Here is a 26,296-nt window from a genome sequence, read left to right on the forward strand (position 1 = left end):
ATAAATGAATGGTTAGATGTAATTTAACTCATCTAGGGTGTGCATTTTATTTAACACTTATTTAGTGTAAAATACAATTGCTTTGATTTAAGTAAATTATCATGCTCTATTGATACAGATTTTGTTAGAGTGTTAATAATCTGCAACACTTTAACAGCAAGCTATTGGTCAACATTTAGTAGGAGAACGAATTTGGATATTGGTGCAAACCTAAAAGCTATTCGCAAATTGAAAGGCTTATCTCAACGCGAGTTAGCCAAGCGAGCAGGGGTTACCAACAGTACAATTTCAATGATTGAGAAAAACAGTGTTAGCCCATCTGTTAGCTCACTCAAAAAAGTATTAGCCGGGATCCCAATGTCGTTAGTGGATTTTTTCTCAATTGATGATGGCTCTATCGGTGATCAGAAAGTGGTTTATCGTGCCAATGAATTATTGGATATTGGTACTGGCGAGTTAGTGTATAAACTCATTGGCCGTGACTACCCAAATAGAGCAATGTCGGTAATGAGTGAAATATACCCTATTAATGCAGATACTGGTGCTGAAATGCTGCAACATAAGGGCGAGGAAGGCGGTATCATTGTTGCGGGTAAACTTGAACTAACTGTTGGCGAAGAGGAATTTATTTTAGAAGAAGGTGACAGTTATTATTTTAATAGTGAACAGCCTCATCGTTTCCGTAACCCATTTGATGAACCTTGTAAGGTGATGAGTGCAACCACCCCCGCTGATTTTTGATGGTGTATCATTGAATTGGTTCTGCTTACAGCCAATGCTTTTGTTCTGGGGAATAGTGTAAGGTAATCAATAAACTTGGCTATTCCCACTGATTAAATAGCGGATAATGTATTGGTTTTTGTCCGTTGTCGATTTCATTCCTAGCATATGATTATTCATTTGTGTAAAGAATATTAAGCAATAAATTCCCCTTTTTTGTGCATTGCCCGCCCCATTTTAGCGCATTTTACACTCGGTATTAGTCAATTAACCCCTTAGGTAATTTTTTTAACAATCCTGTCGATTTATAGTTATCAACTTGTTTTAATGATGTTTTATTTTTATTTTCCTAAAAGTTGATTTTATCATTCGTTATCCTCTTGCCTAGCTAAAAAAATGCGTGTAGTGTGTGAAAAAATGAACACGTAAAACAATAAGTTCATCACAATCTTTGCCAAAGGTGAGATATGTCCCAATCAAGTATTCCCCTTATCGGGGTCGTAGCATGCAATCAGCAAATTGGCCTACATCCATTTAATATAGTGGGAGAAAAATATTTGCTTAGCGTGGTTAATGGTGCCAAAGGATTTCCATTGGTTATCCCTTCTTTAGATGTTGAATTACCTACAAAAGATTTGCTTGCTCGCCTTGATGGTATTTTATTTACAGGCTCTCCATCTAACGTTGAGCCTCATCATTACCAAGGTGTGCCAAGTGAAGCTGGTACTCACCACGACCCTAAACGCGATGCCATGACGTTACCGTTAATTAAAGCGGCGATTGAGGCCGGTGTTCCGGTGCTAGGCATTTGTCGCGGTTTTCAAGAAATGAACGTGGTCTATGGTGGCAGTTTGTATCAAAAACTGCATGAAGTTGGCACATTTATTGAACATAGAGAAGATAAGCATGCACCAGTAGATGTGCAATATGGTCTATCGCATCAAGTTAATCTTGTGGCCGGCGGTCTTCTTCACGATGCATGGGGCTGTGACACTGCAGAGGTAAACTCTGTCCATACTCAAGGCGTGGAGCGCCTAGGTGAAGGGTTACAGCCAGAAGCATTCGCTCCGGATGGATTAATCGAAGCATTTTCAGTGAAAAATGCGAAAAGTTTTGCATTAGGTGTTCAGTGGCATCCAGAATGGAAAGTAACCGAAAATGCATTTTATACTGCAATTTTCGAGGCATTCGGACAAGCCTGTAGACAATATGCGGCAACACAAGTGAGATAATAATGGATAAGTTAATTGCTTTTTTAAAAGACAAAAAAATTACCGAAGTTGAATGTGTCATAAGTGATATGACTGGGATTGCGCGTGGCAAAATAGCTCCAGTGGATAAGTTTGTTTCTGAAAAGGGCATGCGTTTACCAGAAAGCGTGTTATTGCAAACCGTTACCGGTGATTTCATCAATGAAGAGATTTATTATCAACTTCTTGATGATGCCGATATCGATTTTGTGTGTGTGCCAGATGAAAATGCCGTTTTCATGTTGCCATGGACTGTTGAAGCTACCGCTCAGGTGATCCACGATTGTTATGATCGTATGGGTAACCCAATTGAATTGTCATCTCGTAACGTGTTGAAGAAAGTACTTAAACTTTATGAAGATAAAGGTTGGGAACCGGTTATTGCGCCAGAAATGGAGTTTTACCTTACCAAACGTTCAGATGATCATGATTTACCGCTTAAACCACCTATTGGTCGCTCTGGTCGCCCAGAAGCAGGACGTCAGTCTTTCTCTATTGACGCTGCTAACGAATACGATCCGTTGTTTGAAGACATGTATGAATGGTGTGAAGTCCAAGGGCTAGATATTGATACTTTGATCCATGAAGATGGTCCTGCGCAAATGGAGATTAACTTCAGTCACGGTAATGCATTGTCATTAGCCGATCAGGTATTTATTTTTAAGCGTACCTTAAGAGAAGCAGCATTAAAGCATGATGTGTGTGCCACATTTATGGCTAAGCCAGTTACCGACGAGCCTGGTAGCGCAATGCACATTCACCAAAGTGTGCTTGATATTAAAACCGGCAAAAACATTTTCACTAAAGAAGATGGTACTCAAAGTAAATTATTCCTCAGCTATATTGCTGGTTTACAACATTATATTCCTGAGTTATTGCCGTTAATGGCACCAAGTGCTAACTCGTTCCGCCGCTTCTTGCCTGGTACATCTGCACCCGTAAACCTTGAATGGGGTGTTGAAAACCGTACTTGTGGTTTGCGTATCCCTGAGTCATCACCACAAAATCGCCGTATTGAAAACCGTATTCCAGGTGCTGACGCTAACTGCTATCTCGCCATTGCGGCCAGTTTATTGTGTGGTTATATCGGAATGGTTGAGGACTTAAAACCTTCAACACCCGTAACGGGTAAGTCGAACGAAAGCCGTTCTAATAATGAAAACTGTTTACCGTTAACCTTAGAAGAAGCGTTAGCTGCAATGCAAACAAGTGAAGCTTGTATTGAGTATTTAGGCCAGTCGTTTACCACAGGTTTTGTGGCGGTAAAACAAGCTGAGCTTGAAAACTTCCGTCGTGTAGTCAGTTCGTGGGAACGTGAGTTCTTATTATTGACAGTGTAATGATGACTGAGCGTTTTAGCTCGCATGATTAATTTTGTGGATAACAGATAGCAAATACCACAGGGTTTGCTATCTGCTTGAAAGGATATATGTATGACAAACCCATTACCGACGGATGCAATGGATCAACAACAGCATCTTGAGCGTCTGCAAGCCGCAGACAAGCAGCATTTTATCCACCCATTTACCGATTCAAAGGGGTTAGCCGAAAAAGGTACTCGGGTGATAGAGCGTGCTGATGGCGTGTATTTGTGGGACATCATGGGTCATAAGTTGCTAGATGCAATGGCAGGTTTGTGGTGTGTAAACGTCGGTTATGGTCGTCAGTCAATTGTAGATGCCGCCAGTAAACAAATGCAGAAACTGCCTTTTTATAATAGTTTCTTCCAATGTTCACATCCACCCGCTATTGAATTGGCGCAAAAAATTGCTTCGTTAGCACCAGCACACATGAACAATGTGTTTTTTACTGGGTCTGGTTCTGAATCAAATGACACCAATTTACGTATGGTGCGACGTTACTGGGATTTAAAAGGCAAACCAAGCAAGAAAACCATCATTAGCCGCGACAATGCTTATCATGGTTCTACCGTTGCAGGTGCGAGTTTAGGCGGAATGTCTGGCATGCATGAACAAGGTGATTTACCTATACCTGGGGTGGTGCATATTGCGCAACCTTATTGGTATGCCGAGGGTAACGGTTTATCTCCAGAAGAATTTGGATTAAAAACGGCGCAGGCACTTGAAGCCAAAATTATTGAGTTAGGTGAAGATAATGTCGCTGCGTTTATTGCAGAGCCGTTTCAAGGGGCGGGTGGGGTGATTATTCCTCCATCGACTTACTGGCCTGAAATTAAACGTATTTTAGCTAAGTACGATATTTTATTCATTCTTGACGAAGTGATCAGCGGCTTTGGTCGTACCGGGAAATGGTTTGCGGCAGAATACTTTGATTTACAGCCCGATTTGATCACTATCGCTAAAGGCATGACCTCTGGTTACGTGCCAATGGGTGGGGTGATTGTGTCAGACAAAGTGGCAGATGTGATTAAGCAAGATGGTGGTGAATTTACCCATGGTTTTACCTATTCAGGTCATCCCGTTGCCGCCGCTGCTGCGTTAGAAAACATTCGAATTATTGAGCAAGAAAACTTAGTTGAACGTGTGGCTAATGATACCTCACCGTATTTACAGTCGCGTTTACAAGAATTGGCGCAACATCCATTAGTGGGTGAAGTGCGTGGCATTGGTTTAGTGGCCGCCATTGAGTTAGTTAACGATAAATCTTCGCATCAACGCTTTGATGGCAAAGTTGGTGTGGGAACCTATTGTCGTGATGCGTGTATTGCTCATGGTTTAGTGATGCGTTCAGTTGGCGACACTATGATTATTTCGCCACCGTTAATCATCAGTCACACTGAGATAGATGAGTTAGTCACCAAAGCAACACAAGCATTAGATGATACTTATCAATACGTAAAAGGATTGGAATAAGCATTTAGCTACCGAATGCTTATTTAATAGAGTTATTTTTTATCAATGGTATTTAAGCGATCTTATTATCGAAAATGTTGTTGATAAAAACTGCAAAATTATGGGAGCGTATGCCGTTGCTGTAATCATACCGATGCGTAGTAAAGTTGTAGCATTGGATAATTTCTTTCAATAGAAAGAAGATTTACACGCTGGTATAGCTAGCGAAAAAACGAAAGTCAGTACCATTCTGACCATTATCCAAAAAGGGAGACAGTATGAAGCTACTAAACAAACTATCCACATTGGCCCTCATTACAGCGAGTGTGTTGTCAAGCGCTGCTATTCAGGCCGAGGAAGTGGTCAAAATGTACAATTGGTCGGATTATATTGCCGAAGATACTCTCGCCAACTTTGAAAAAGAAACCGGTATTCATGTTATTTATGACGTGTTTGATAGTAATGAAGTGCTCGAAGCTAAATTACTTTCTGGCCACAGCGGCTATGACATTGTGGTGCCGTCAAATCATTTTTTGGCTAAGCAAATTAAAGCCGGTGCTTTTCAAAAGTTAGATCGCGCTAAGTTAACTAATTACGCCAACTTAAAGCCAGATTTAATGAAGCAGTTACAAAAAGCTGACCCTGATAATCAATATGCTATCCCTTATTTATGGGGCACAAACGGCATTGGATACAACATCGACAAAGTTAAAGCGGTATTAGGCGAAGATGCACCTTTTGATTCTTTAGAGCTTATTTTTAACCCTAAATACGCTGAAAAGATTGGAACATGTGGTTTCGCAATGCTTGATTCTGCAGATGATATGTTACCTCAAGCACTGATTTATTTAGGCCTAGACCCTAACAGTAAAAATGCTGCTGATTATGAAAAAGCCGCTGAAGTATTGGAGAAAGTACGTCCGTATATTACTTACTTCCATTCATCACGTTATATTTCTGACTTAGCAAACGGTGATATCTGTGTCGCGTTTGGTTTCTCTGGTGACGTTTTTCAGGCTGCCGCTCGTGCTGATGAAGCCGGTAATGGCAATAAAATTGGCTATTCTATTCCAAAAGAGGGCGCCAACTTATGGTTTGATATGTTAGCGATTCCAAAAGATGCCACTAACGTTGATAACGCCCTTAAACTGATGAATTATTTACTTCGCCCTGAAGTGATTGCTCCTATCAGTAACTATGTTGCTTACGCGAACCCTAACATACCTGCGCAAGCGTTAGTCGATGAAGCCATTCGTAACGATCCAGCCATTTACCCACCACAGTCGGTAATTGATAAGTTGTACATTGGTGATATTCGTCCATTAAAAATTCAACGTGTTGCGACACGTGCTTGGACCAAAGTGAAGTCAGGCCAATAACCTACTCACTCAGACTCAGGGCGGGTTAACTCGCCCTGTTTATTCAGCAGTATTGATGTATTTATTGGCTAATTTAGCCACTTTAACAGATTGTTACGTGTGCCTTAAAACAGGCTGTTCTGTTGCGGTACGCATACTCCAAAAAGGCGGAGCAGTATTATGGTAAACACCTCGGGCGTCACCAATAAACCAACCACAAAGACGCAAGACAAAGTACTGCTTAAGATAGATCGTGTAAGCAAACTTTTCGATGATGTGCGTGCGGTAGACGATGTATCGTTAACCATCAACAGTGGAGAAATATTTGCGCTATTGGGTGGTTCGGGTTCTGGTAAATCAACGTTACTACGCATATTAGCGGGGTTTGAAAAGCCAACCGAAGGACGTATTTTTCTTGATGGTGTCGACATTACTGATATGCCACCGTACGAACGTCCTATTAATATGATGTTTCAATCCTATGCTTTATTCCCACACATGACCGTTGAGCAAAATATTGCTTTCGGACTCAAGCAAGACAAAATGCCTAAGGCTGATATTGCTGCACGCGTAAAAGAAATGCTTAAACTAGTGCACATGGAAAAATACGGCAAACGTAAACCACAACAATTGTCTGGTGGACAACGTCAGCGTGTCGCATTAGCTCGCTCGTTAGCTAAACGACCTAAGCTGTTATTACTCGATGAGCCAATGGGTGCATTAGATAAAAAGCTGCGTACCCAAATGCAGTTAGAAGTGGTCGATATTTTAGAGGCTGTAGGTGTAACGTGCGTGATGGTAACCCACGACCAAGAAGAAGCCATGACCATGGCCGGCCGCATTTCTATTATGCACGAAGGTTGGATTGCTCAAACCGGTAGCCCTATGGATATTTACGAGTCACCAGCCAGCCGCTTGGTGGCAGAATTTATTGGTACGGTTAATTTGTTCGAAGGCGAGATTACTGAAGATGAAGTTGACCACGCCATTATTAAGTCTCCGACCTTATCGCAACCGTTTTATATCGGTCACGGTATTTCAACCAGCCTAGAAAACAAAAATGTATTTTTGGCTTTACGCCCAGAGAAAACCATTATTACTCGCCAGAAGCCAGAAGGTGATTACAACTGGGCCCATGGTGTAGTGCATGATATTGCTTATCTTGGTGGCTTGTCTGTGTATTACATTAAGTTAAAAAACAACCAAATTGTACAATGCTCAATGATTAACCGTGAACGCCGCGCCGACCATCCAACATGGGAAGATGAGGTGTATATCAGTTGGGAAGACAGCAGCGGGGTTGTATTACACTCATGAAGAATCCACTGAAAATAATTAAAGGTCGATATCTCACCATGGGGGTGCCATACCTGTGGTTGTTGATGTTCTTCGCCTTACCGTTTGCCATTGTATTAAAGCTGAGCTTTTCTACTGCGGCCATTGCTATTCCACCTTACGAAGCCACATTTAGCTATATTGATGAATTGCTAAATATTTCATTGAACATGGGTAACTATTTACTGTTACTACAAGATTCAATGTATTACATGGCATATTTATCATCATTAAAAATGGCGTTAATATCCACAATCGGTTGCTTAATTCTGGGCTTCCCAATGGCATATGCTATTGCTAGAGCACCAGCGCGTTTACAAACGGTATTCCTTTTATTGGTGATGTTGCCATCATGGACGTCATTTTTAATTCGTATTTATGCGTGGATGGGCATTTTAAGTAACAACGGTCTAATTAATAACACCTTAATGTGGCTAGGCCTGACGTCTGAACCCATTCAAATGCTCAATACTAATTTTGCCGTATATATTGGGATTATCTACGCTTATTTGCCCTTTATGATCCTGCCGCTATACGCCACCTTAGTTAAATTGGATTTAAGCCTGATTGAGGCTGCATCTGATTTAGGTTCAAGCAGTTTCAATACGTTTTGGAAAATCACCTTACCCTTATCAATGGGCGGCGTGATTGCGGGTTCAATGTTGGTCTTTATTCCTGCTGTTGGTGAGTTTGTTATTCCTGAATTATTGGGCGGACCAGATACATTAATGATCGGTAAAGTGTTATGGCAAGAATTCTTTAATAACCGCGATTGGCCTGTGGCTTCATCATTAGCGATTGTTATGTTGGCATTATTGATTATCCCTATTACGTTATTCCACCGTTATCAATCACGTGGTATGGAGAACGATGTATGAAGAAGCTAAGTTTCTCTAAAGTGATGTTGTGGTTTGGTTTACTGTTTTTGTATGTGCCGATGTTTATTTTGATCATCTATTCGTTTAACGAATCTAAATTAGTCACAGTCTGGGGCGGGTTTTCGCCAAAATGGTACGGTGAACTATTACAAGACGATCAAATATTAGGTGCGGTATGGACCAGTTTACGTATTGCATTCTACAGTGCTTCAATGGCAGTGATTATCGGCACAATGGCTGCGTTTGTGATGACGCGTTTTCGCCGCTCTTGGGCCAAGCTAACCTTGTCTAACATGATCACCGCACCTTTGGTTATGCCTGAGGTTATCACCGGTTTGTCATTGTTATTGTTATTTGTCGAAATGTCAGAGATCTTTGGCTGGCCAGCAGAACGCGGCATGTTAACGGTGTGGATTGCACACTCAACTTTCTGTGCTGCTTATGTAGCGGTGGTGGTGTCGTCAAGGTTACGTGAATTGGACTTATCAATTGAAGAAGCGGCTATGGACTTGGGTGCAACGCGACTAAAAACATTCTTCTTAATCACTGTACCGATGATTTCTCCAGCGTTAATTGCTGGTTGGTTTTTGTCATTTAGTTTGTCTTTAGATGATTTAGTTATTGCCAGCTTTGCTTCCGGACCTGGCGCAACAACCTTGCCTATGGTGGTGTTCTCGTCGGTTCGTTTAGGGGTATCACCTAAAATTAATGCGCTGGCGACTATTATTATCTTAAGTGTGTCTTTGCTAGCGTTCTTGTCATGGTATTTGGCGCGTCGTTCAGAACGAAAAGCCAAAGAGGCAATGGAGTAACAAACAGCACTATGATCGCCAAAAGCCATGCTGTTAAGTGTGGCTTTTTTTTCAATAACGGAGATTTTAGTGTTAAATATATTGTACAAAGTGTAAAAAATTGCACTTTAAATGCTAGTGTTTAAATTTGCTTAAGTGTACGATGAGTCAGTTGTATTTTGTTTTGAAACTATAAAGGAAGCGCTATGTCCGCCACACCTCACGCTAGTTCATATTATGCTGCGTCGGCCAATGATAAAGTCGAACGCCCTCGCTTAGAATCTTCAATAGAAACCGATGTTTGTATCATTGGTGCGGGATATACCGGGCTATCATCAGCGCTGCATTTATTAGAGAGCGGCATGAAAGTGGTTATCTTAGAAGCGGCCCGAATTGGTTGGGGCGCATCGGGTCGTAATGGCGGGCAAATTGTTAACTCATTCAGTCGTGATATCGACAGTATTGAAAAGGTCGTTGGCAAAGAGCAAGGCAAGTTATTTGGGCAAATGGCCTTTGAAGGTGGGCAGATAATTCGTGATCGTATTGCCAAATATAATATCGATTGTGATTTAAAAGATGGTGGTGTTTTTGCAGCACTTAATGCCAAACAAATGGGCCATCTAGCGTCGCAGAAAAAGTTATGGGAAGCCCATGGTCATAACAATCACTTAGAAATGCTTGATCAAGATGGCATACGTAATGTGGTTAATACCGACCTATATGTTGGCGGTTTACTTGATAAAAGCGGCGGCCATATTCATCCCCTAAACCTTGCATTAGGTGAAGCCCGTGCAGTGGAATCGTTAGGTGGTCTGATATTTGAAGATTCAGCGGTGATTAAAGTGGATGATGGTGCATCACCAGTAGTTCACACAGCGCAAGGGCAAGTTAAATGTAAATTTGTGGTGGTGGCTGGTAATGCTTATTTGGGTAAGTTATTGCCTGAGTTACAAGCTAAATCAATGCCTTGTGGTACGCAAGTTATCACAACAGAACCACTGTCAGATGAAATGGCTGCGAGTTTATTGCCGCAAGACTATTGCATTGAAGATTGTAATTATCTGCTGGATTACTACCGTCTATCTGGCGATAAACGCCTTATTTTTGGTGGTGGGGTGGTTTATGGTGCGCGTGATCCGGCCAACGTTGAAGCCTTGATTATGCCTAAGTTATTAAAGACATTCCCACAGTTAAAAGGGATTAAAGTTGATTATGCTTGGACAGGTAACTTTTTAATGACCTTGTCGCGTCTGCCACAAGTGGGCCGTATTGGACACAATATTTATTATTCGCAAGGCTGCAGTGGGCACGGAGTTACCTATACTCATTTAGCGGGCAAATTAATTGCCGAAATGCTCAATGGTCAAGCCACACGTTTTGATGCCTTTGCTGCATTACCACATTATCCATTCCCTGGTGGTCACGCAATGCGTGTACCGTTTAGTGCCATTGGTGCTTGGTATTATACCTTGCGTGATAAGTTCGGGATTTAATATTGAGTGATTGCCGAGTGATCACCTATTTATTGTTAACTGATTATTAAGATAATTATTTTCGAATTACTAGGAGCTTATTGTGATTTTACATGATCCAAGCTTATTGCATGAACAATGTTATATCGATGGCCTGTGGTTGAGTGCAAACAGCGGTGAAACCGTTGCCATAGCCAATCCTGCCACCCTAGAACTCATTGGGCATGTGCCTGTTATGGGGGAAGCAGAAACCGATGCTGCCATCACAGCCGCTAATAATGCTTTACCAGCATGGCGAGCACTTACCGCAAAAGAACGTAGCCAGAAATTGCGCCGTTGGTTTGAGTTAATGCATGAAAATGCTGAAGACCTAGCGTTGATGATGACCACAGAACAAGGTAAACCGTTAGCGGAATCAAGGGGTGAAGTCACTTATGCCGCTTCGTTTATCGAGTGGTTTGCTGAAGAAGCGAAACGTATTTATGGTGAAACGATTCCGGGACATCAAGCCGATAAAAGACTGACAGTGATTAAACAACCTGTTGGCGTAACCGCGGCGATAACACCGTGGAATTTCCCGGCAGCAATGATCACCCGTAAAGCAGGTCCTGCACTTGCCGCAGGCTGTACTATGGTGGTTAAACCTGCGCCGCAAACTCCGTTTACCGCATTAGCACTCGCTGAGCTTGCACATCGTGCGGGCATTCCTGCTGGGGTATTTAGTGTGATTACCGGGGACGCGATAGCGATTGGTAATACCCTATGCGCAAGCCCTATTGTGCGTAAGTTATCATTTACCGGATCAACTGCGGTAGGGATTAAGTTGATGGAGCAATGTGCTCCAACACTCAAAAAACTGTCACTTGAGCTAGGTGGTAATGCGCCGTTTATTGTCTTTAATGATGCAGATATTGATGCCGCAGTTGATGGCGCTATGATTGCTAAATATCGAAATGCCGGCCAAACCTGTGTATGCGCCAACCGTATTTATGTGCAATCTGGCGTGTATGAGCAGTTCACGCAAAAGTTCGCAGCTGCGGTTGCTAAACTCAGTGTAGGTAATGGTGTTGATGATGGTGTTACTACTGGGCCATTAATTAATGCCGACGCAGTGGCTAAAGTACAACGTCATTTAGCTGATGCTGTTGCTAAAGGTGCAAGTATCGTCACTGGCGGTAATATTCATAGCTTAGGTGGCTTTTTCTTCGAACCGACTATTTTACGTGACGTTGATAAGTCGATGTTGGTGGCAAGAGAAGAGACATTTGGCCCATTAGCACCATTGTTTAAATTCGACTCGGTAGATGACGTTATCAAACAAGCTAACGATACTGAATTTGGCTTAGCTGCTTACTTTTATGGTCGTGATATTTCACTGGTCTATAAAGTGGCTGAAGCGCTCGAGTACGGAATGGTGGGTGTTAACACTGGATTAATCTCGACCGAAGTGGCTCCTTTTGGTGGCATTAAATCGTCTGGGTTAGGCCGCGAAGGTTCTAAGTTTGGTATCGACGAATACCTAGAAATGAAATATATCTGCATGTCAGTTTAAGAGGGCGGGCTATGACTAAAACAAATGATGGATTAATGGCGCGTCGCCAAGCGGCAGTGGCTCAAGGTGTAGGACAAATTCACCCTATTTTTACTGAACGTGCTGAAAACGCCACTGTATGGGATGTTGAAGGCCGTGAATATATAGATTTTGCGGGTGGTATTGCGGTTCTCAATACGGGTCATTTACACCCTAAAGTCAAAGCGGCTGTTGCTGCACAGTTAGATGCATTTTCGCATACGTGTTTTATGGTGTTGGGTTACGAAAGTTATATTGCCGTATGTGAAAAGCTAAACAATTTGGTACCAGGTGATTTTGCTAAAAAAACCGCTTTATTTACCAGTGGCTCTGAAGCCGTAGAAAACGCGCTTAAAGTGGCTCGTGCTTACACTAAACGTGCAGGCGTTATTGCATTTACTTCTGGTTACCATGGCAGAACGATTGCTGCGCTGGCGTTAACCGGTAAAGTCGCCCCTTACAGTAAAGGCATGGGCTTAATGTCTGCCAATGTATTCCGTGCCGAGTTTCCTTGTGAAATGCATGGTGTATCTGAAGATGACGCTATGGCATCGATTGAACGTATCTTTAAAAATGATGCAGAGCCTGCTGATATAGCCGCAATTATTTTAGAGCCAGTGCAAGGTGAGGGTGGTTTTTACGCTGTCACACCATCATTTATGAAGCGCTTACGTGAGTTATGTGACAACCATGGCATAGTATTAATTGCTGACGAAGTCCAAACTGGTGCTGGTCGTACGGGAACCTTTTTTGCCATGGAGCAAATGGGGGTTTCGGCAGATATTACCACTTTTGCTAAGTCAATTGCTGGTGGTTTTCCGTTGTCAGGTATTACTGGTAAAGCGGAAATTATGGATGCTGTAACCGCAGGAGGTTTAGGCGGCACTTATGGTGGTAGCCCTATTGCCTGTGCTGCGGCATTAGCAGTGATTGAAGTGTTTGAAGAAGAGCAATTATTGGCTAGAGCTAATGATGTAGGTAATCGGCTTAAGTCGGCATTAACCAATATGCAGGCTAAGTATTCACAAATTGCAGATGTTCGTGGCTTAGGTGCGATGATTGCCATTGAATTGATGGAAGATGGTGAACCTGCTCCACAATACAGCGGTAAGATTTTAACCGAAGCTCGTAACCGTGGTCTTATTTTATTGTCTTGTGGCACATACGGTAACGTCATTCGCGTGTTGGTACCCTTAACTGCACCAGATGAACAAATTGATGCTGGCCTTGCGATAATGGATGCTACATTTCAAACGGTGTTTAAATAGTTAGTCTATTTTTGATGTGAGTTAATAAAATCCCGCTTTTAGCGGGATTTTTTATAGCATTAATTCTTATCTCGACTATTCGCTTTCCCTTAGCGTTGCGATTTATAATACCGCTTAGCTGAATTAGTTCATCAGCAGCATTTACAGCTTGGACGTTTTAGTACTTAAGCTGCTGAAAATAGTATTTACACCATTCAAAGGTGGCTAAAGTGCCATCTTTACCATTATGATCGAGGCTTAGATTGAATAACAAAATATTATGACTGAATTTATTGCGCCACCCTGTGATGGGGTTATTGAAGTGTTATATCAAGACGAACATTTATTGTTGATCAATAAGCCGACAGGATTATTGAGCCTTTCGGGGAAAAATCCATTAAACAAGGACTCGGTACACTATCGTTTAGTGCAAGACTTTCCCACCGCTACGTTAGTACACCGATTGGATTTTGGTACCTCTGGCATCATGCTTGTGGCGTTAAATAAAGCGGTTAATGGACTATTAACGAAACAGTTTCAGCAGCGCACTGTTAGCAAAAAATATACTGCTGTGTTGCATGGTGACTTAATTAACGACCGCGGTGATATTGAGTTGCCGATAGCTAAAGATAGTGAGCATTTTCCACTAATGAAAATTTGCCACAGCACTGGCAAACCTGCATTAAGTCAATATCAAGTGATTAGCCGTCACCCACAAAGACTATGTACTCGAGTGTGTTTTACCCCTATTACAGGTAGAACTCACCAGTTACGGTTACATAGCCAGCAAATTGGTCATCCAATATTAGGTTGTGATTTATACCGTAATGAAAATTCACAGCAGATGTCAGATAGACTAATGCTACATGCTACTGTTTTATCATTTACTCATCCTTTAACAGAGAAACGAATTGATTTTGTGTGTTCATGTCCGTTTTAACTTGTTAAAGATTTGACTATTAAAGTGATAAACTGATTTGAGTATGATGAAAACTGATGCATAATCAATCCTCTATTAATTTTTTATAGGTTCATCCGTATGTTGATTTCTTGGTTGGATGCTCTAGCTTTAAGCATATTTTTAGGCAGTTGGATAGGATATACCAGTTTTGCACGTCGTAAAGCCAAAAATACCAATTGCATCGCCCGCGTAATGCATCAACAACGTATTCATTGGATGTCTCAAGTTATAACTAAAGAAGTCCGTGTTGGAGATGCGGCTTTATTGGGCAATTTAGAACGTAATATTGCTTTTTTTGCCTCAAGCACTTTGCTGGTACTTGCCGGGGTGTTAACACTTTTCTCTCAAGTTGAAAAACTTGAAACCGTTATAGGTTCTATTCCTTATACTGCATCGCCTAATCATGCCTTGATACAGGTTAAACTCGCTCTTTTGGCGAGTATTTTTGTGCTGGCTTTTTTCCAATTTACTTGGTCTATGCGTCAATATGGTTTTGTGAATATTATGATTGGTGCGGTGCCGTTAGACAAAACTGGAACCGATGAAACTGCTTTAGGCTACGCAAGGCAAGTCGCTGTGGTGCAAGACCAAGCTGCACATTCTTATAATTATGGCCTCCGCTCATACTATTACTCTATGGCTGCATTGTGTTGGTTTATGCATCCGGGAATGCTTATTTTTTCCAGCTTATTTGTCGTGTACACCCTGTATCAGCGTGAATTTAATTCTAAGGCCGTAGTGGCTATTACGGCTGCACAAGCCTATTTAGAAAATAATCCTTCTTATGTACGTCGGGATTAAGTTATGACAATGTTTCAATGCGATATTTTCGTATATCTACTTAATAATTATGAAAGGTTTAATAAACAGGTAGTATTTTGATTGTGCACAATGGAGCAATCATCATCGCGAATTAATAACAGTAAAAATCAATAAAATGGCGTTGTATATTGGTAGGTTTTAGTCTGAATGTAAATAGCCAAAAAACCTTGTAAATAGTGACGACTGGATTTTTGTAGGTGCTTGATACATTGGTTTATTTGGTTTATTTGGTTTATTTGGTTTATTGGGTTTAATAGTTTTTAGATATTGTTATTTATCAACTGGGTATGTTCGAGAGGTGGTATGTTTAATAGTATTAAGGCCAAAGTGATTACTCTCTATTCTTTAGTGATGATTGCTTTTACATCTATACTTTTGCTTACCATGTTTATCAATGAGCGTGATCGTGTACTGGATTTAGAACTAGAAAAATCTACCGAAATTTCAAAGATGCATGCAAATCTTCTCAGTCAATAGTTTGCTCAATATGTTGTCATGTTAAAAATGCTGAGCAATAATCCTCAGATAGAATTAGGTAATAAACTGACTATTGCTCGCTTACTTCAACGATTAATGACAATCGGTAACGGTAATTTCATTAATGCTGTTTATGTCGATAAAGACTTGAACCTGATTGATGCTCTAGGTAACACCAATAAAGTCACTCACCCTACATTTTTACGTGGTCAACAATGGCAAGCCAAAGAATATAACATAACAGTACCTCTCTACAGTCGGTTTGAAAAAACACCAGTGATAATGGTGGCTGTACCTATTTTAGATGAACAAAAAACATGGATTGGTACTCTTGCAGTTGCAGTGCCGCTTACTGTTATTTCGAATAAATTGTCTTCAATTAAACTCGCAAAAGAGAGTTACGCTTGGTTAACTGACTCAAACGGCTTAATGGTTTCACATCCAAATAAAAGTTTTATCATGAAGAATAAACTTTCAATGACGGAAAATGTTAACTATCCCGGTTTTTATAAAATCGTTAGGCAGACTAAGTTACAAAATGATGGTTATGGTCGTTATAGAGATGCCCAATTAAATGAGTCAAAAATAGTCACATTCTCTAAAATTGATTATTTACCTGGCTGGACTTTGTTTGTGACAACCAAAGAGTCTGAGATTTTTCACAATAGTTATGCAATTATGTACAATGTATTGATAATTGCTATTGTCTTAATGCTGGTGTTTTTATTACTCATTACTCATCTAGCAAATAGGATAACAAAACCAATTGTTCAACTGACTAAAGGTGTAAAAGAATCGGTAAATAACAAAAGCAGTTATCTAAAAATCATTGATTCACATGATGAAATCGGTCAGCTTTCTCAAGCTTTTCACGATAGTCTTCAAAAAATACATTCACACACCACTCATTTAGAACAAATGGTAAATCACCGCACAGAAGAAGTTACCGCTAAAAATTTACTACTCAGTCAACAGAACGACAAACTTGAAGAGCTTGCATCTAAAGATCCGCTAACTCGGCTTTATAATCGTCGTGCTTTTAGCACCCTAGTGGATAAAGAAATCTCTCGGGCTAAAAGACATGATTTATCGTTAACTCTTGTAATATTAGACATTGATCATTTTAAAAGAATTAATGACATGTTTGGTCATAATGTCGGTGATGATATTTTGTGTCATTTTGCTCACGAATTGTCTGCAAATATGCGTAAAGAAAATCTCATTTGTCGCTGGGGAGGAGAAGAATTTGTCATTTTGATACCTGAAGCCACTTCTGATTCAGTGTTTAAGTACATCGATCAAATGCGTAATAAAATATCTCTGATGAACTTTGCGCCTGTCGACCGATTAACTTTTAGTGCTGGGATGGCAACTCTTGGCGCAGATGAATCTTTCAAAGAGTGGTTCCAAAGAGCGGATCGCGCCTTGTATACCGCCAAAGGTTCAGGCAGAAACTGTATTGTAGTGGATTAAATAATTCGCGAGAAAGCTAAGAAAAATACAAGAGCAAGGTTTAAATCAATAACCTTGGTTTTAACTTAAGTTGAATGGCTGGTTATAAGCGAATCATTTAAGTTGAACACACCTCTAAGAAAGCGTGAAGGCAGCACATCATTATTTATTTTGGTATATAGGCTTAGAAAATATCTAAAGGCTAACAATCAACATTCACTGCTATTACCTTACAAGGCCCCACGACAATACCCATTTCACTAGATACGAAAAAGCCGTAGTAGGTTAATACCTACTACGGCTTATCTAAATTGGTGGCCCCTCACAGACTTGAACTGTGGACCTGACGATTATGAGTCGTATGCTCTAACCAGCTGAGCTAAGGGGCCGACTTACGTTAGTCGTCACTATCGAAAGCGGATGGAAGTATACGAAGTTTGTTGGCAGTTGTCACCCGTGTTTTAGCTACTATTTACTTATCTTGTTTCAATTGGTTATCTGTTAAGCAATTTTTGGCATTTAGACATAAAAAAAACCTGCCGAAGCAGGTTTTTTCAATATGGTTTCAGGATTCTTACTCGTCTAAGAATGACTTTAAGATTTCTGAACGAGAAGGATGGCGTAACTTACGTAACGCTTTGGCTTCAATTTGACGAATACGTTCACGTGTTACATCAAATTGTTTACCCACTTCTTCTAATGTGTGGTCGGTATTCATATCGATACCAAAACGCATGCGCAGTACTTTGGCTTCACGGGCTGTTAGGCCTGCTAAGACTTCGTGTGTGGCGTTCTTAAGACTTTCGCTGGTTGCTGAGTCTAATGGTAGCTCGAGGGTAGTATCCTCGATAAAATCACCTAAATGCGAATCTTCATCGTCACCGATTGGGGTTTCCATTGAGATTGGCTCTTTAGCAATTTTCAGTACCTTACGAATTTTATCTTCAGGTATCATCATACGTTCTGCTAATTCTTCAGGAGAAGGCTCACGGCCCATTTCTTGAAGCATTTGACGAGAAATACGGTTCAACTTGTTGATCGTTTCGATCATGTGTACTGGAATACGAATTGTACGTGCTTGGTCAGCGATTGAACGGGTGATTGCCTGACGGATCCACCACGTTGCATAAGTTGAAAACTTATAACCACGACGGTATTCGAACTTATCTACCGCTTTCATCAAGCCAATGTTACCTTCTTGAATTAAGTCCAAGAATTGTAAACCACGGTTGGTGTATTTTTTAGCAATAGAGATAACCAAACGTAAGTTAGCTTCAACCATTTCTTTTTTAGCACGACGCGCTTTCGCTTCACCGATAGACATACGACGGTTAATGTCTTTAATGCCTGCGATGGTTAAGTCGGTTTCTACTTCAATAGCACCTAACTTGGTCACACAACGTGTTACGTCGTCGGTGATCAAACGCAAAGCTTCTGCGTAAGGCTTGCTACTTGCTTTTTCTTTGTTAAACCAATCTAAATTAGTTTCGTTGCCTGTGAATGCTTTAATAAAGTTTTTCTTTGGCATTTTAGCTTGTTCAACACAAAGCTTGATAACTAAACGTTCTTGAACTCGCACGCGATCCATCATGCTGCGCATGCTTTTCACTAAACGGTCGAATTGTTTAGGGATTAAGCGGAATTCTTTGAACAATTCACCGATAACAAATAATGAGCCTATCGCCTCAGGGTGGTCACGACCTTTTTTAGCAATAATGGCTAAACTTTTTTCGTAAGCTTCTCTGAGTTGAGTGAATTTCTCTTTAGCTTCTTCAGGATCAGGCCCTTTGTTGCCTTCTTCCTCTTCTTCATCGTCATCGTCATCATCGTCATTTTTGTCTTTATCAGCTAATTCTGAACCGACATTGGTGGCTGCTGGTGCGACGTCATCGTCGTCAGGATTGATAAATCCAGAGATAATATCAGACAAGCGCAATTCTTCGGCTTCATACTTATCGAATTGCTCTAAGATCATTGCGATCGCTTGAGGGTATTCACTGACAGAGCTCTGTACAGTGTTGATACCTTCTTCAATACGTTTAGCAATAACAATTTCGCCTTCGCGAGTAAGTAGCTCTACCGTACCCATTTCACGCATATACATGCGGACAGGATCTGTGGTTCGGCCTAGCTCACTTTCTACGGTTGCGAGAGCTGCCGCTGCTTCTTCTGCAGCATCTTCGTCTGTGTTGTCTTCCGACATCATCATGTCATCGGCATCTGGCGCTTCTTCAAAAACGCGGATACCCATGTCATTTATCATCTGGATAATATCTTCAATCTGATCGGAATCGACCATGTCTGCAGGTAAGTGGTCGTTCACTTCTGCATAGGTTAAGTAACCTTGCTCTTTACCTTTAGCGAGCAACAGTTTGAGTTGCGACTGCGGAGTGTGATCCATAGATATCATCCAATTTTGGGTAACTGATAAAACGATAGGCCAACTTAGCTGTGCTAAGTGGCGCGCAAATCGTCAATTATAGCTGTGTGGACTAATCTTAGCTAGTCCATGGCAGTGTTTGTACGCAGATTCTTAACGAATATATTGCGTATTACTTTGCTATGCCTTTCATTATCGAAATCAGCTTTGTTAACTGCATTTTTTCAACTTTTGTTAAAGCCTGTTTTAGGCTTAATTCCTGATATCGTTGTTCGATATATTGATTATTCAACCAAATCAGGGTTTGCTTAAACTCTGGCAATACGTTTTCATCCGCCACTTGATGTTCCCATTGGGCTAGCTTTATTAGAGTGCTTTTTTGGTTATGCTCTCTATGCATTTCAAGTAGTTGTGCGCTGTTTAACGTTTGCTCTCGAGTTATATCTAACAAATGATTGAGCAATTCTATGCCGGTCATTTGTAATCGATCTAGTGCAGGCTGTTTTGCCAAACCAAAGCCTAAACTTGGGTTTTGGACTAGGAGGGCAATAGCCAGTCTTAATGGCGTGCCGCGACCTTGTAAGCCTTTTGCATTTAATGGTTTCTGTTTTACAACATTGATATTAATATCTCGTCTTAATTCAATGATGTTATTTTTTTTCATTCTATATGCTAAATTTTTTAACAATATTCCTTGTAAAACACTGTCTTGTACCTTTTCAATGTACGAAATAGCATCTTTCGTCAATGCGGCTTCATTCAGACCATGCATTAACGCTAAATTATCAAATAAGAAAGTTTCTAATGTGCTACTTGCTGAATAGCGACTTTCAAATTCCTCTTTTCCAATCTTGCGAATTAATGAGTCAGGGTCTTCTCCTTCAGGGAGAAACATAAACCTAACTTGAACACCCGGTTTCAATATAGGAAGAGCAGTATCAAGAGCACGCCAAGCAGCTGCTTTTCCTGCTTTATCGCCGTCGTAACAGCAAATAACTTCCTTTGCACTGCGTAATAACAGTTGAAATTGTTCTGCCGTCGTTGCTGTTCCCAATGATGCTACAGCGTAATCAACCCCAAATTGGGCGAGCGCTACAACATCCATGTACCCTTCAACAATCAATACTTTTTGTGGGTCACGGTGTTTTTGCTTTAACTCATATAAACCATAAAGTTCATTACCTTTATGAAATATGGGCGTTTCTGGAGAATTCAAGTACTTTGGGGTGCCGTCACCCAAAACTCTTCCGCCAAATCCAACAACACGACCCCGACGATCGCGTATTGGGAACATTAATCTGTCACGAAATCGGTCATAGCGTTTACCGCTATCATTGGCAATTAACATGCCTGCTGTTAATAATTTATCTTGGGCGGGCAAATTTTGCCTGTAACGACCCAGTAAACCATCCCAACCATCGGGTGCAAACCCAATGCCGAACTGCTCAACCACTTCACTTGATAATCCGCGAAAATCAAGGTAATCGATGACTTTTTGTTTGTCGTTATGTTGCCTAAGTTGGCTTTGATAGAAGAGGTTGGCTTCTTCCATCAGTTCGTATAGATCTCGACTTAATCCTTGATCAGGTCTTTTCCCTGTGCCTTGCTCATGTGGTACGGCAAGACCAAGTTGACCCGCAAGTTCTTCAATGGCATCAACAAATTCTAGGCGGTCATATTCCATGACAAAATCAATTGCATTGCCATGGGCACCGCAACCAAAACAGTGATAAAACTGTTTATCTCTGCTGACGGTAAAAGAGGGTGATTTTTCGCTATGAAAAGGACAACAAGCCGAGTGGTTTTTACCCGCTTTTTTTAACGGCACTTTTCGATCGATTAGATCGACAATGTCTACTCGAGCTATTAGCTCATTGATAAAATCACGAGGTATCGCCATTGATTGCTGTTGTTCTCGAATTTACTTTATCAACTGATTTAAACAAACAAGCCGTGCAAGTGCACGGCTTATTCAACATTAAAACTTGATTACTTCAATTTAGCGCGGATCATTGTACCAATGGCACTCATATCAGCACGTCCTTGAACTTTAGATTTTAATGCTCCCATTACTTTACCCATATCCGCCATGGATGCAGCACCAACGTCAGTAATAGTTGCATCGATAATCGTTGCAATTTCATCTTCTGTTAGCGGTGTCGGCAGAAATTTTTCGATAACTCGAACTTCTTCTGCTTCAATAGCTGCCAACTCCGGACGATTCGCTGCTTCATATTGAGCAATCGAATCACGGCGTTGTTTAACCATTTTGGTTAATACAGCTATTGTCTGTTCATCAGTAAGAGTTTCGCGGGTATCCACTTCAATCTGTTTGATGGCAGAAAGTGCCATACGAATTGTACCTAAGCGCACTTTTTCTTTAGCACGCATGGCTTCTTTCATTTGGTCTTTTAGCTGATCGGTTAAGTTCATAATGAGATTAATATAAACGTACGCGACGTGCGTTTTCGCGAGAAAGCTTCTTTGCTAGACGCTTAACTGCAGCTGCTTTTGCACGCTTACGGGCAGTAGTAGGCTTCTCGTAAAATTCACGAGCACGCACGTCAGCTAGAATACCAGCTTTTTCACAAGAGCGCTTGAAACGACGAAGAGCTACGTCGAATGGTTCGTTTTCACGTACTTTAATTATTGGCATACGCCATCACCCCTTAGGTGTAGTTATGCTGGATGATTAAATCGACTAAACATTTTTAGCGATTCAACTCAAACCAAAGGCTATTTAAAATGGTGCGGAATTTTACACCGAGTGGCGACCATTTGTAAACCCCTGATTGATTTTCTCTTCGACTAAAGCGGAACAGTTTCATTTAATCAAATCTCTGCATCTATAAATGCTGAAATATTGGAGTATTTACCCATAGACGGGTAGAATTGTCGGCCTTATTTTTAATGAAGACGAGAGATTATGCGGGTTATTGGTATTGAGACATCCTGTGACGAGACTGGGGTTGCAGTATATGACGATAAATTAGGTTTATTGTCACATGTGTTATACAGCCAAGTTAAATTACACGCCGATTACGGTGGTGTGGTGCCTGAGCTAGCCTCTCGTGATCATGTTCGTAAAATTGTGCCTTTAATTAGGCAAGCTTTATCAGAAGCTGATTCAAGTTTAGATGATATCGATGGTGTGGCATACACCAAAGGACCTGGCTTAATAGGGGCATTACTGGTTGGTGCTTGTGTTGGACGTTCGTTAGCGTATGCGTGGAACAAACCTGCAATTGGTGTACATCATATGGAAGGCCATTTATTGGCACCCATGTTGGAAGATGATGCGCCTGAGTTTCCGTTTTTAGCGTTATTAGTTTCTGGCGGTCATTCAATGTTAGTGCAAGTGGAAGGCGTTGGTCGTTACCAAGTGCTTGGTGAGTCTGTTGATGATGCAGCTGGCGAAGCGTTTGATAAAACGGCCAAGTTAATGGGATTAGATTACCCTGGCGGACCTCGTTTAGCTAAATTGGCTCAAAAAGGTTTACCTGCAGGCTATAAGTTTCCACGCCCAATGACTGATAGACCGGGATTAGATTTTAGCTTTTCTGGATTAAAAACCTTTACGGCTAATACAATTGCTAAAGAGCCTGATGATGAACAAACTCGCGCCAATATAGCTCGAGCATTTGAAGAAGCTGTTGTTGATACCTTGGCTATTAAATGCAAACGTGCGTTAAAACAGACTGGCTATACACGTTTGGTGGTTGCCGGTGGTGTCAGTGCTAATACGCGTTTACGTGAGTCATTGGCTGAGATGATGACCAACTTAGGTGGTCAAGTCTATTATCCGCGTGGGGAGTTTTGTACTGACAATGGTGCCATGATTGCGTATGCAGGATTACAGCGATTACGTGCGGGACATATAGAAGGACTTGCGGTTAAAGGTCAACCTAGATGGCCTTTGGACACGTTACCTGCGGTTGATTAATTTGACTCGTTTACGTTGTTGCTAAGCTGTTTAAACGAATAGAAAACCTAATGCTATTAAGCCTTGGGTTTTTTAATGGACTTTTTTCGGGTCATCTTAGTTTCTTTACCAATACGCAAGCGACCAATATTGTCTTTGTGACGAATTAAAATCAGGGTTGATAACATGGCAACGGGAAGAATAAATCGTTCGTCTAACCACCATGTATAAAAAGGCGCTAAGGTGGCTGTTGCCATTGCGGCCACAGATGAATAACGGGTTAATAGAACAAATACAATCCAAGTTAAGATTAAACACAGAGCTAAATCACCACCAATGGGTGCCATTGCGCCAAAAGCTGTCGCAACACCTTTACCCCCTTTGAAACCAAAAAATATTGGGTATATATGACCTAAACAAGCGCTGACAGCAATAAAACCTAACGATGCGGCATCAAGTCCAATTTTGTAGCCCAGATATGAAGGTAATGCACCTTTGAGCATATCGAAAAAAAGCACCATGACAGCCGAGCTTACACCACCAATACGTAGCACATTAGTGGCACCAGGATTGCCAGAACCGCTGGTTCTTGGATCAGGTAAACCTCTTATTTTACAAACCAGTATGGCACTTGAGATCGAACCAGCCAAGTAGGCAGTAATGATCATCAATAGTGTGACAGTAACGGCGCTCAAATTGGTTTCCTTACTCTTCTTAGGGTATCATCGCGCATTCATTTGCGAGACAAGTAATTTTCAGTATCCACTGAAGCCGCCTTCGCGTTAACATTAACTATTTGGTTGATGTTAATTACATAATAATGCCTATCCTACTGCTTTAATTCATTAGGAAAAAGCTTAAATGTGGATTATTAAGCATATAATCGGAAATAAAGTTTGATTATCATGATATTGGGCTTTCTTAACGTGGATTAAGGTAGAGATTAATATGGATAAAGTACTCATACGTCAGTTAGCGATAGAGACCGTTATCGGTATCTATGAATGGGAAAAAAAGCTTCATCAAACCTTGCTTATCGATTTGGATATGGCATGGGATAATCGCCTTGCTGCGGCCAACGATAGTTACGAGCAGGCATTATGCTATGAAACAGTATCAAATCGATTAACGTCATTAATTACTGAAAAGCCGATTGAGTTAATTGAAACTGTCGCTGAAATGATTGCTCATTGCCTACAAGATGAATTTAATGTGCCGTGGGTAAAAGTGGTGGTGATGAAACCTGGTGCCATTCCTCATGCGGCTTCAGTCGGTGTAGAGATTGAACGCGGTAGTTGTTAACCTAAACTCGTTTAGTTAGTAACACAAATGGCAAGTTTGATAGATATAATAACTAAAATTTATCTTTATTATTATATTTTCATCTCTTACCTCGAGATCAGGTTATTTAAGCCATATTTTCTTTTTATTGTTTAGCATTAGGTCTGTCAATGGCACGTATTTACATTAGCTTAGGAACTAACATTTCACCTGAGCACCACCTTAAGGCTGGTTTGGTTGATTTACAGCAACATTTTGGTCCACTTCAGTTATCTCGCGTTTTTGAAAGTGAATCAGTAGGATTTAAAGGCACTAACTTTTTAAATATGGTGGCGGCTGCTGATACTGATTTATCAATTGCTCAAGTTGTGGCAACATTTAAGCAAATTGAACAAGACAACGGCCGTATTAGAGGCGAGAAAAAATTTAGTCCAAGAAGCCTTGATATTGACTTGTTGCTGTATGACGATGTTATTTGTGATATTCCCGTTGAATTACCCCGTGGTGAAATATTGTTTAATGCATTTGTATTATGGCCTTTGGCTGAATTAGTGCCTAATTTATGCCATCCGGTGACATTGCAAAACTATCAAACTCTTTGGCAACATTATGATAAACAAAGCCAGCAATTATGGCCTATTGTATTTGAGTTCCCAGCAGAAATATTACCCGTACCACATTAATCGCTATTAGGTATTAGTTACCAGATCATGGCTATCTGAGAAGTTAAACTCACAAGGACAAATATGGAAACGTTTCAAGTTATTCTGCTGGCATTAATCCAAGGATTAACAGAGTTTTTACCGATTTCTAGCTCGGCACATTTAATTTTGCCATCGCAAATATTAGGTTGGACAGACCAAGGATTATCATTCGATGTTGCGGTGAATACTGGGTCCTTATTTGCGGTGATTATTTACTTCCGCCATGAGATTATCGGCCTAGCCAAAGCATGGTTTACCAGCATAGTAAGTAAGCAACAAACTCAAGGAAGTAAACTCGCTTGGTGGATTATTTTGGCGACAATTCCTGCGGTTATTGTGGGCTTTACGGCGAAAGATTTTATTGAAACCCATTTCAGAAATACCTTAGTTATCGCTATCACGACTATTGTCTTTGGTTTACTGCTTTGGTTTGCAGATAGAATGTCAAAGGCACAGTTAACCGAATTTCAAATGGGCTGGAAAAAGGCTTTGCTTATCGGTTTAGCGCAGGCTATGGCATTAATTCCTGGCACGTCACGTTCTGGTGCTACCATGACAGCAGCATTGATGTTAGGGCTGACTCGTGACGCTGCAGCTCGTTTTTCATTTTTAATGTCTGTACCTGTTAGCTTTGGTGCAGCGTTATTAGTGACAAAAGATTTAGTTGAAAGCCCAGCCCCTATTGATTACCAAGCGCTTGGTTTAGGGATTGTTGTATCTTTTGTTGCTGCGTATTTATGTATCCATTTCTTTTTAAAGTTTATTAGCAAAATTGGCATGACACCGTTTGTATTGTATCGCCTTGCGCTTGGTGCGGTATTGCTCGGATTGCTTTATCTCTAAGGTAAACACTTAAGCGACTT

The 26,296-nt window shown here is 40.9% G+C and carries 23 protein-coding genes and 1 tRNA gene; 18 read left to right on the plus strand and 6 right to left on the minus strand.

Annotated features, from left to right (window positions below; all coding sequences use genetic code 11):
• Window positions 1-192: 192 nt before the first annotated feature.
• From ABIS04_RS04450 to ABIS04_RS04515, 14 genes are all read left to right on the plus strand, one after another.
• Window positions 193-741, plus strand: a complete 549-nt coding sequence (locus ABIS04_RS04450) for a cupin domain-containing protein (RefSeq protein ID WP_137222467.1) — start codon at window positions 193-195, stop codon at window positions 739-741.
• A gap of 446 nt (window positions 742-1,187) precedes the next feature.
• Window positions 1,188-1,952: a gamma-glutamyl-gamma-aminobutyrate hydrolase family protein gene (locus ABIS04_RS04455; protein WP_137222465.1), complete on the plus strand. Its 765-nt coding sequence runs from the start codon at window positions 1,188-1,190 to the stop codon at window positions 1,950-1,952.
• 2 nt (window positions 1,953-1,954) lie between these two features.
• Window positions 1,955-3,310 (plus strand): glutamine synthetase family protein, encoded by a 1,356-nt coding sequence (locus ABIS04_RS04460; RefSeq protein WP_140233548.1) that lies wholly within the window; start codon window positions 1,955-1,957, stop codon window positions 3,308-3,310.
• A gap of 93 nt (window positions 3,311-3,403) precedes the next feature.
• On the plus strand, window positions 3,404-4,804 hold the full coding sequence (locus ABIS04_RS04465) for an aspartate aminotransferase family protein (protein ID WP_350432743.1): 1,401 nt from the start codon (window positions 3,404-3,406) through the stop codon (window positions 4,802-4,804).
• A gap of 257 nt (window positions 4,805-5,061) precedes the next feature.
• Window positions 5,062-6,162, plus strand: coding sequence for a polyamine ABC transporter substrate-binding protein (locus ABIS04_RS04470; protein WP_137222459.1), 1,101 nt, complete (start codon window positions 5,062-5,064; stop codon window positions 6,160-6,162).
• Window positions 6,163-6,321: 159 nt separating this feature from the next.
• Window positions 6,322-7,458 carry a polyamine ABC transporter ATP-binding protein gene (gene potA, locus ABIS04_RS04475; RefSeq protein WP_137222455.1) on the plus strand — a complete coding sequence of 379 codons (1,137 nt, stop codon included), beginning with the start codon at window positions 6,322-6,324 and terminating at the stop codon, window positions 7,456-7,458.
• Entirely contained in the window at window positions 7,455-8,354 is a 900-nt protein-coding gene (locus tag ABIS04_RS04480) for an ABC transporter permease subunit (protein WP_137222453.1), read from the plus strand. The genes potA and ABIS04_RS04480 overlap by 4 nt, the downstream gene beginning before the upstream one ends.
• Window positions 8,351-9,166, plus strand: coding sequence for an ABC transporter permease subunit (locus tag ABIS04_RS04485; RefSeq protein ID WP_137222451.1), 816 nt, complete (start codon window positions 8,351-8,353; stop codon window positions 9,164-9,166). The genes ABIS04_RS04480 and ABIS04_RS04485 overlap by 4 nt, the downstream gene beginning before the upstream one ends.
• Window positions 9,167-9,351: 185 nt before the next feature.
• Window positions 9,352-10,638, plus strand: coding sequence for an FAD-binding oxidoreductase (locus tag ABIS04_RS04490; protein WP_350432744.1), 1,287 nt, complete (start codon window positions 9,352-9,354; stop codon window positions 10,636-10,638).
• 82 nt (window positions 10,639-10,720) lie between these two features.
• Window positions 10,721-12,169, plus strand: coding sequence for an NADP-dependent succinate-semialdehyde dehydrogenase (gene gabD, locus ABIS04_RS04495; protein WP_350432745.1), 1,449 nt, complete (start codon window positions 10,721-10,723; stop codon window positions 12,167-12,169).
• Between the two features lie 11 nt (window positions 12,170-12,180).
• Window positions 12,181-13,455, plus strand: coding sequence for a 4-aminobutyrate--2-oxoglutarate transaminase (gene gabT / locus ABIS04_RS04500; protein ID WP_350432746.1), 1,275 nt, complete (start codon window positions 12,181-12,183; stop codon window positions 13,453-13,455).
• A 259-nt stretch (window positions 13,456-13,714) separates the two neighbouring features.
• Window positions 13,715-14,374 carry an RluA family pseudouridine synthase gene (locus tag ABIS04_RS04505; protein ID WP_350432747.1) on the plus strand — a complete coding sequence of 220 codons (660 nt, stop codon included), beginning with the start codon at window positions 13,715-13,717 and terminating at the stop codon, window positions 14,372-14,374.
• 99 nt (window positions 14,375-14,473) lie between these two features.
• Window positions 14,474-15,196: a DUF599 domain-containing protein gene (locus tag ABIS04_RS04510; RefSeq protein ID WP_140233552.1), complete on the plus strand. Its 723-nt coding sequence runs from the start codon at window positions 14,474-14,476 to the stop codon at window positions 15,194-15,196.
• Between the two features lie 525 nt (window positions 15,197-15,721).
• Window positions 15,722-17,167 (plus strand): diguanylate cyclase, encoded by a 1,446-nt coding sequence (locus ABIS04_RS04515; protein WP_371833631.1) that lies wholly within the window; start codon window positions 15,722-15,724, stop codon window positions 17,165-17,167.
• A 291-nt stretch (window positions 17,168-17,458) separates the two neighbouring features.
• Here ABIS04_RS04515 and ABIS04_RS04520 read toward each other — a convergent pair.
• The 5 genes from ABIS04_RS04520 to rpsU all read right to left on the minus strand — a co-directional run bounded on the left by ABIS04_RS04520 (window position 17,459) and on the right by rpsU (window position 22,182).
• Window positions 17,459-17,535, minus strand: a tRNA-Ile gene (locus tag ABIS04_RS04520).
• Between the two features lie 185 nt (window positions 17,536-17,720).
• Window positions 17,721-19,547 carry an RNA polymerase sigma factor RpoD gene (gene rpoD, locus ABIS04_RS04525; protein ID WP_137222437.1) on the minus strand — a complete coding sequence of 609 codons (1,827 nt, stop codon included), beginning with the start codon at window positions 19,545-19,547 and terminating at the stop codon, window positions 17,721-17,723.
• A gap of 151 nt (window positions 19,548-19,698) precedes the next feature.
• Window positions 19,699-21,426 carry a DNA primase gene (dnaG, locus tag ABIS04_RS04530; protein ID WP_350432749.1) on the minus strand — a complete coding sequence of 576 codons (1,728 nt, stop codon included), beginning with the start codon at window positions 21,424-21,426 and terminating at the stop codon, window positions 19,699-19,701.
• 89 nt (window positions 21,427-21,515) lie between these two features.
• Window positions 21,516-21,959: a GatB/YqeY domain-containing protein gene (locus ABIS04_RS04535; RefSeq protein WP_140233555.1), complete on the minus strand. Its 444-nt coding sequence runs from the start codon at window positions 21,957-21,959 to the stop codon at window positions 21,516-21,518.
• A 7-nt stretch (window positions 21,960-21,966) separates the two neighbouring features.
• Window positions 21,967-22,182 (minus strand): 30S ribosomal protein S21, encoded by a 216-nt coding sequence (rpsU, locus tag ABIS04_RS04540; RefSeq protein WP_006080725.1) that lies wholly within the window; start codon window positions 22,180-22,182, stop codon window positions 21,967-21,969.
• A 270-nt stretch (window positions 22,183-22,452) separates the two neighbouring features.
• Here rpsU and tsaD point away from each other — a divergent pair, with 270 nt between their 5' ends.
• Complete coding sequence (gene tsaD / locus ABIS04_RS04545) at window positions 22,453-23,469, plus strand: tRNA (adenosine(37)-N6)-threonylcarbamoyltransferase complex transferase subunit TsaD (RefSeq protein ID WP_137222431.1); 1,017 nt, start codon at window positions 22,453-22,455, stop codon at window positions 23,467-23,469.
• A gap of 56 nt (window positions 23,470-23,525) precedes the next feature.
• Here tsaD and plsY read toward each other — a convergent pair whose 3' ends face one another.
• Window positions 23,526-24,143 (minus strand): glycerol-3-phosphate 1-O-acyltransferase PlsY, encoded by a 618-nt coding sequence (gene plsY, locus ABIS04_RS04550; RefSeq protein ID WP_350432750.1) that lies wholly within the window; start codon window positions 24,141-24,143, stop codon window positions 23,526-23,528.
• 253 nt (window positions 24,144-24,396) lie between these two features.
• Between plsY and folB the strand changes: the two genes are divergently transcribed.
• The 3 genes from folB (at window position 24,397) to ABIS04_RS04565 (ending at window position 26,276) form a co-directional block, all read left to right on the plus strand.
• Window positions 24,397-24,750 (plus strand): dihydroneopterin aldolase, encoded by a 354-nt coding sequence (folB, locus tag ABIS04_RS04555; protein WP_137222427.1) that lies wholly within the window; start codon window positions 24,397-24,399, stop codon window positions 24,748-24,750.
• A 149-nt stretch (window positions 24,751-24,899) separates the two neighbouring features.
• Entirely contained in the window at window positions 24,900-25,412 is a 513-nt protein-coding gene (folK, locus tag ABIS04_RS04560) for a 2-amino-4-hydroxy-6-hydroxymethyldihydropteridine diphosphokinase (protein ID WP_350432751.1), read from the plus strand.
• 63 nt (window positions 25,413-25,475) lie between these two features.
• Complete coding sequence (locus ABIS04_RS04565) at window positions 25,476-26,276, plus strand: undecaprenyl-diphosphate phosphatase (RefSeq protein WP_350432752.1); 801 nt, start codon at window positions 25,476-25,478, stop codon at window positions 26,274-26,276.
• The last annotated feature ends 20 nt before the right edge of the window (window positions 26,277-26,296 follow it).

Source organism: Shewanella sp. H8 (genome assembly GCF_040285065.1).
Taxonomy (GTDB): domain Bacteria; phylum Pseudomonadota; class Gammaproteobacteria; order Enterobacterales; family Shewanellaceae; genus Shewanella; species Shewanella polaris.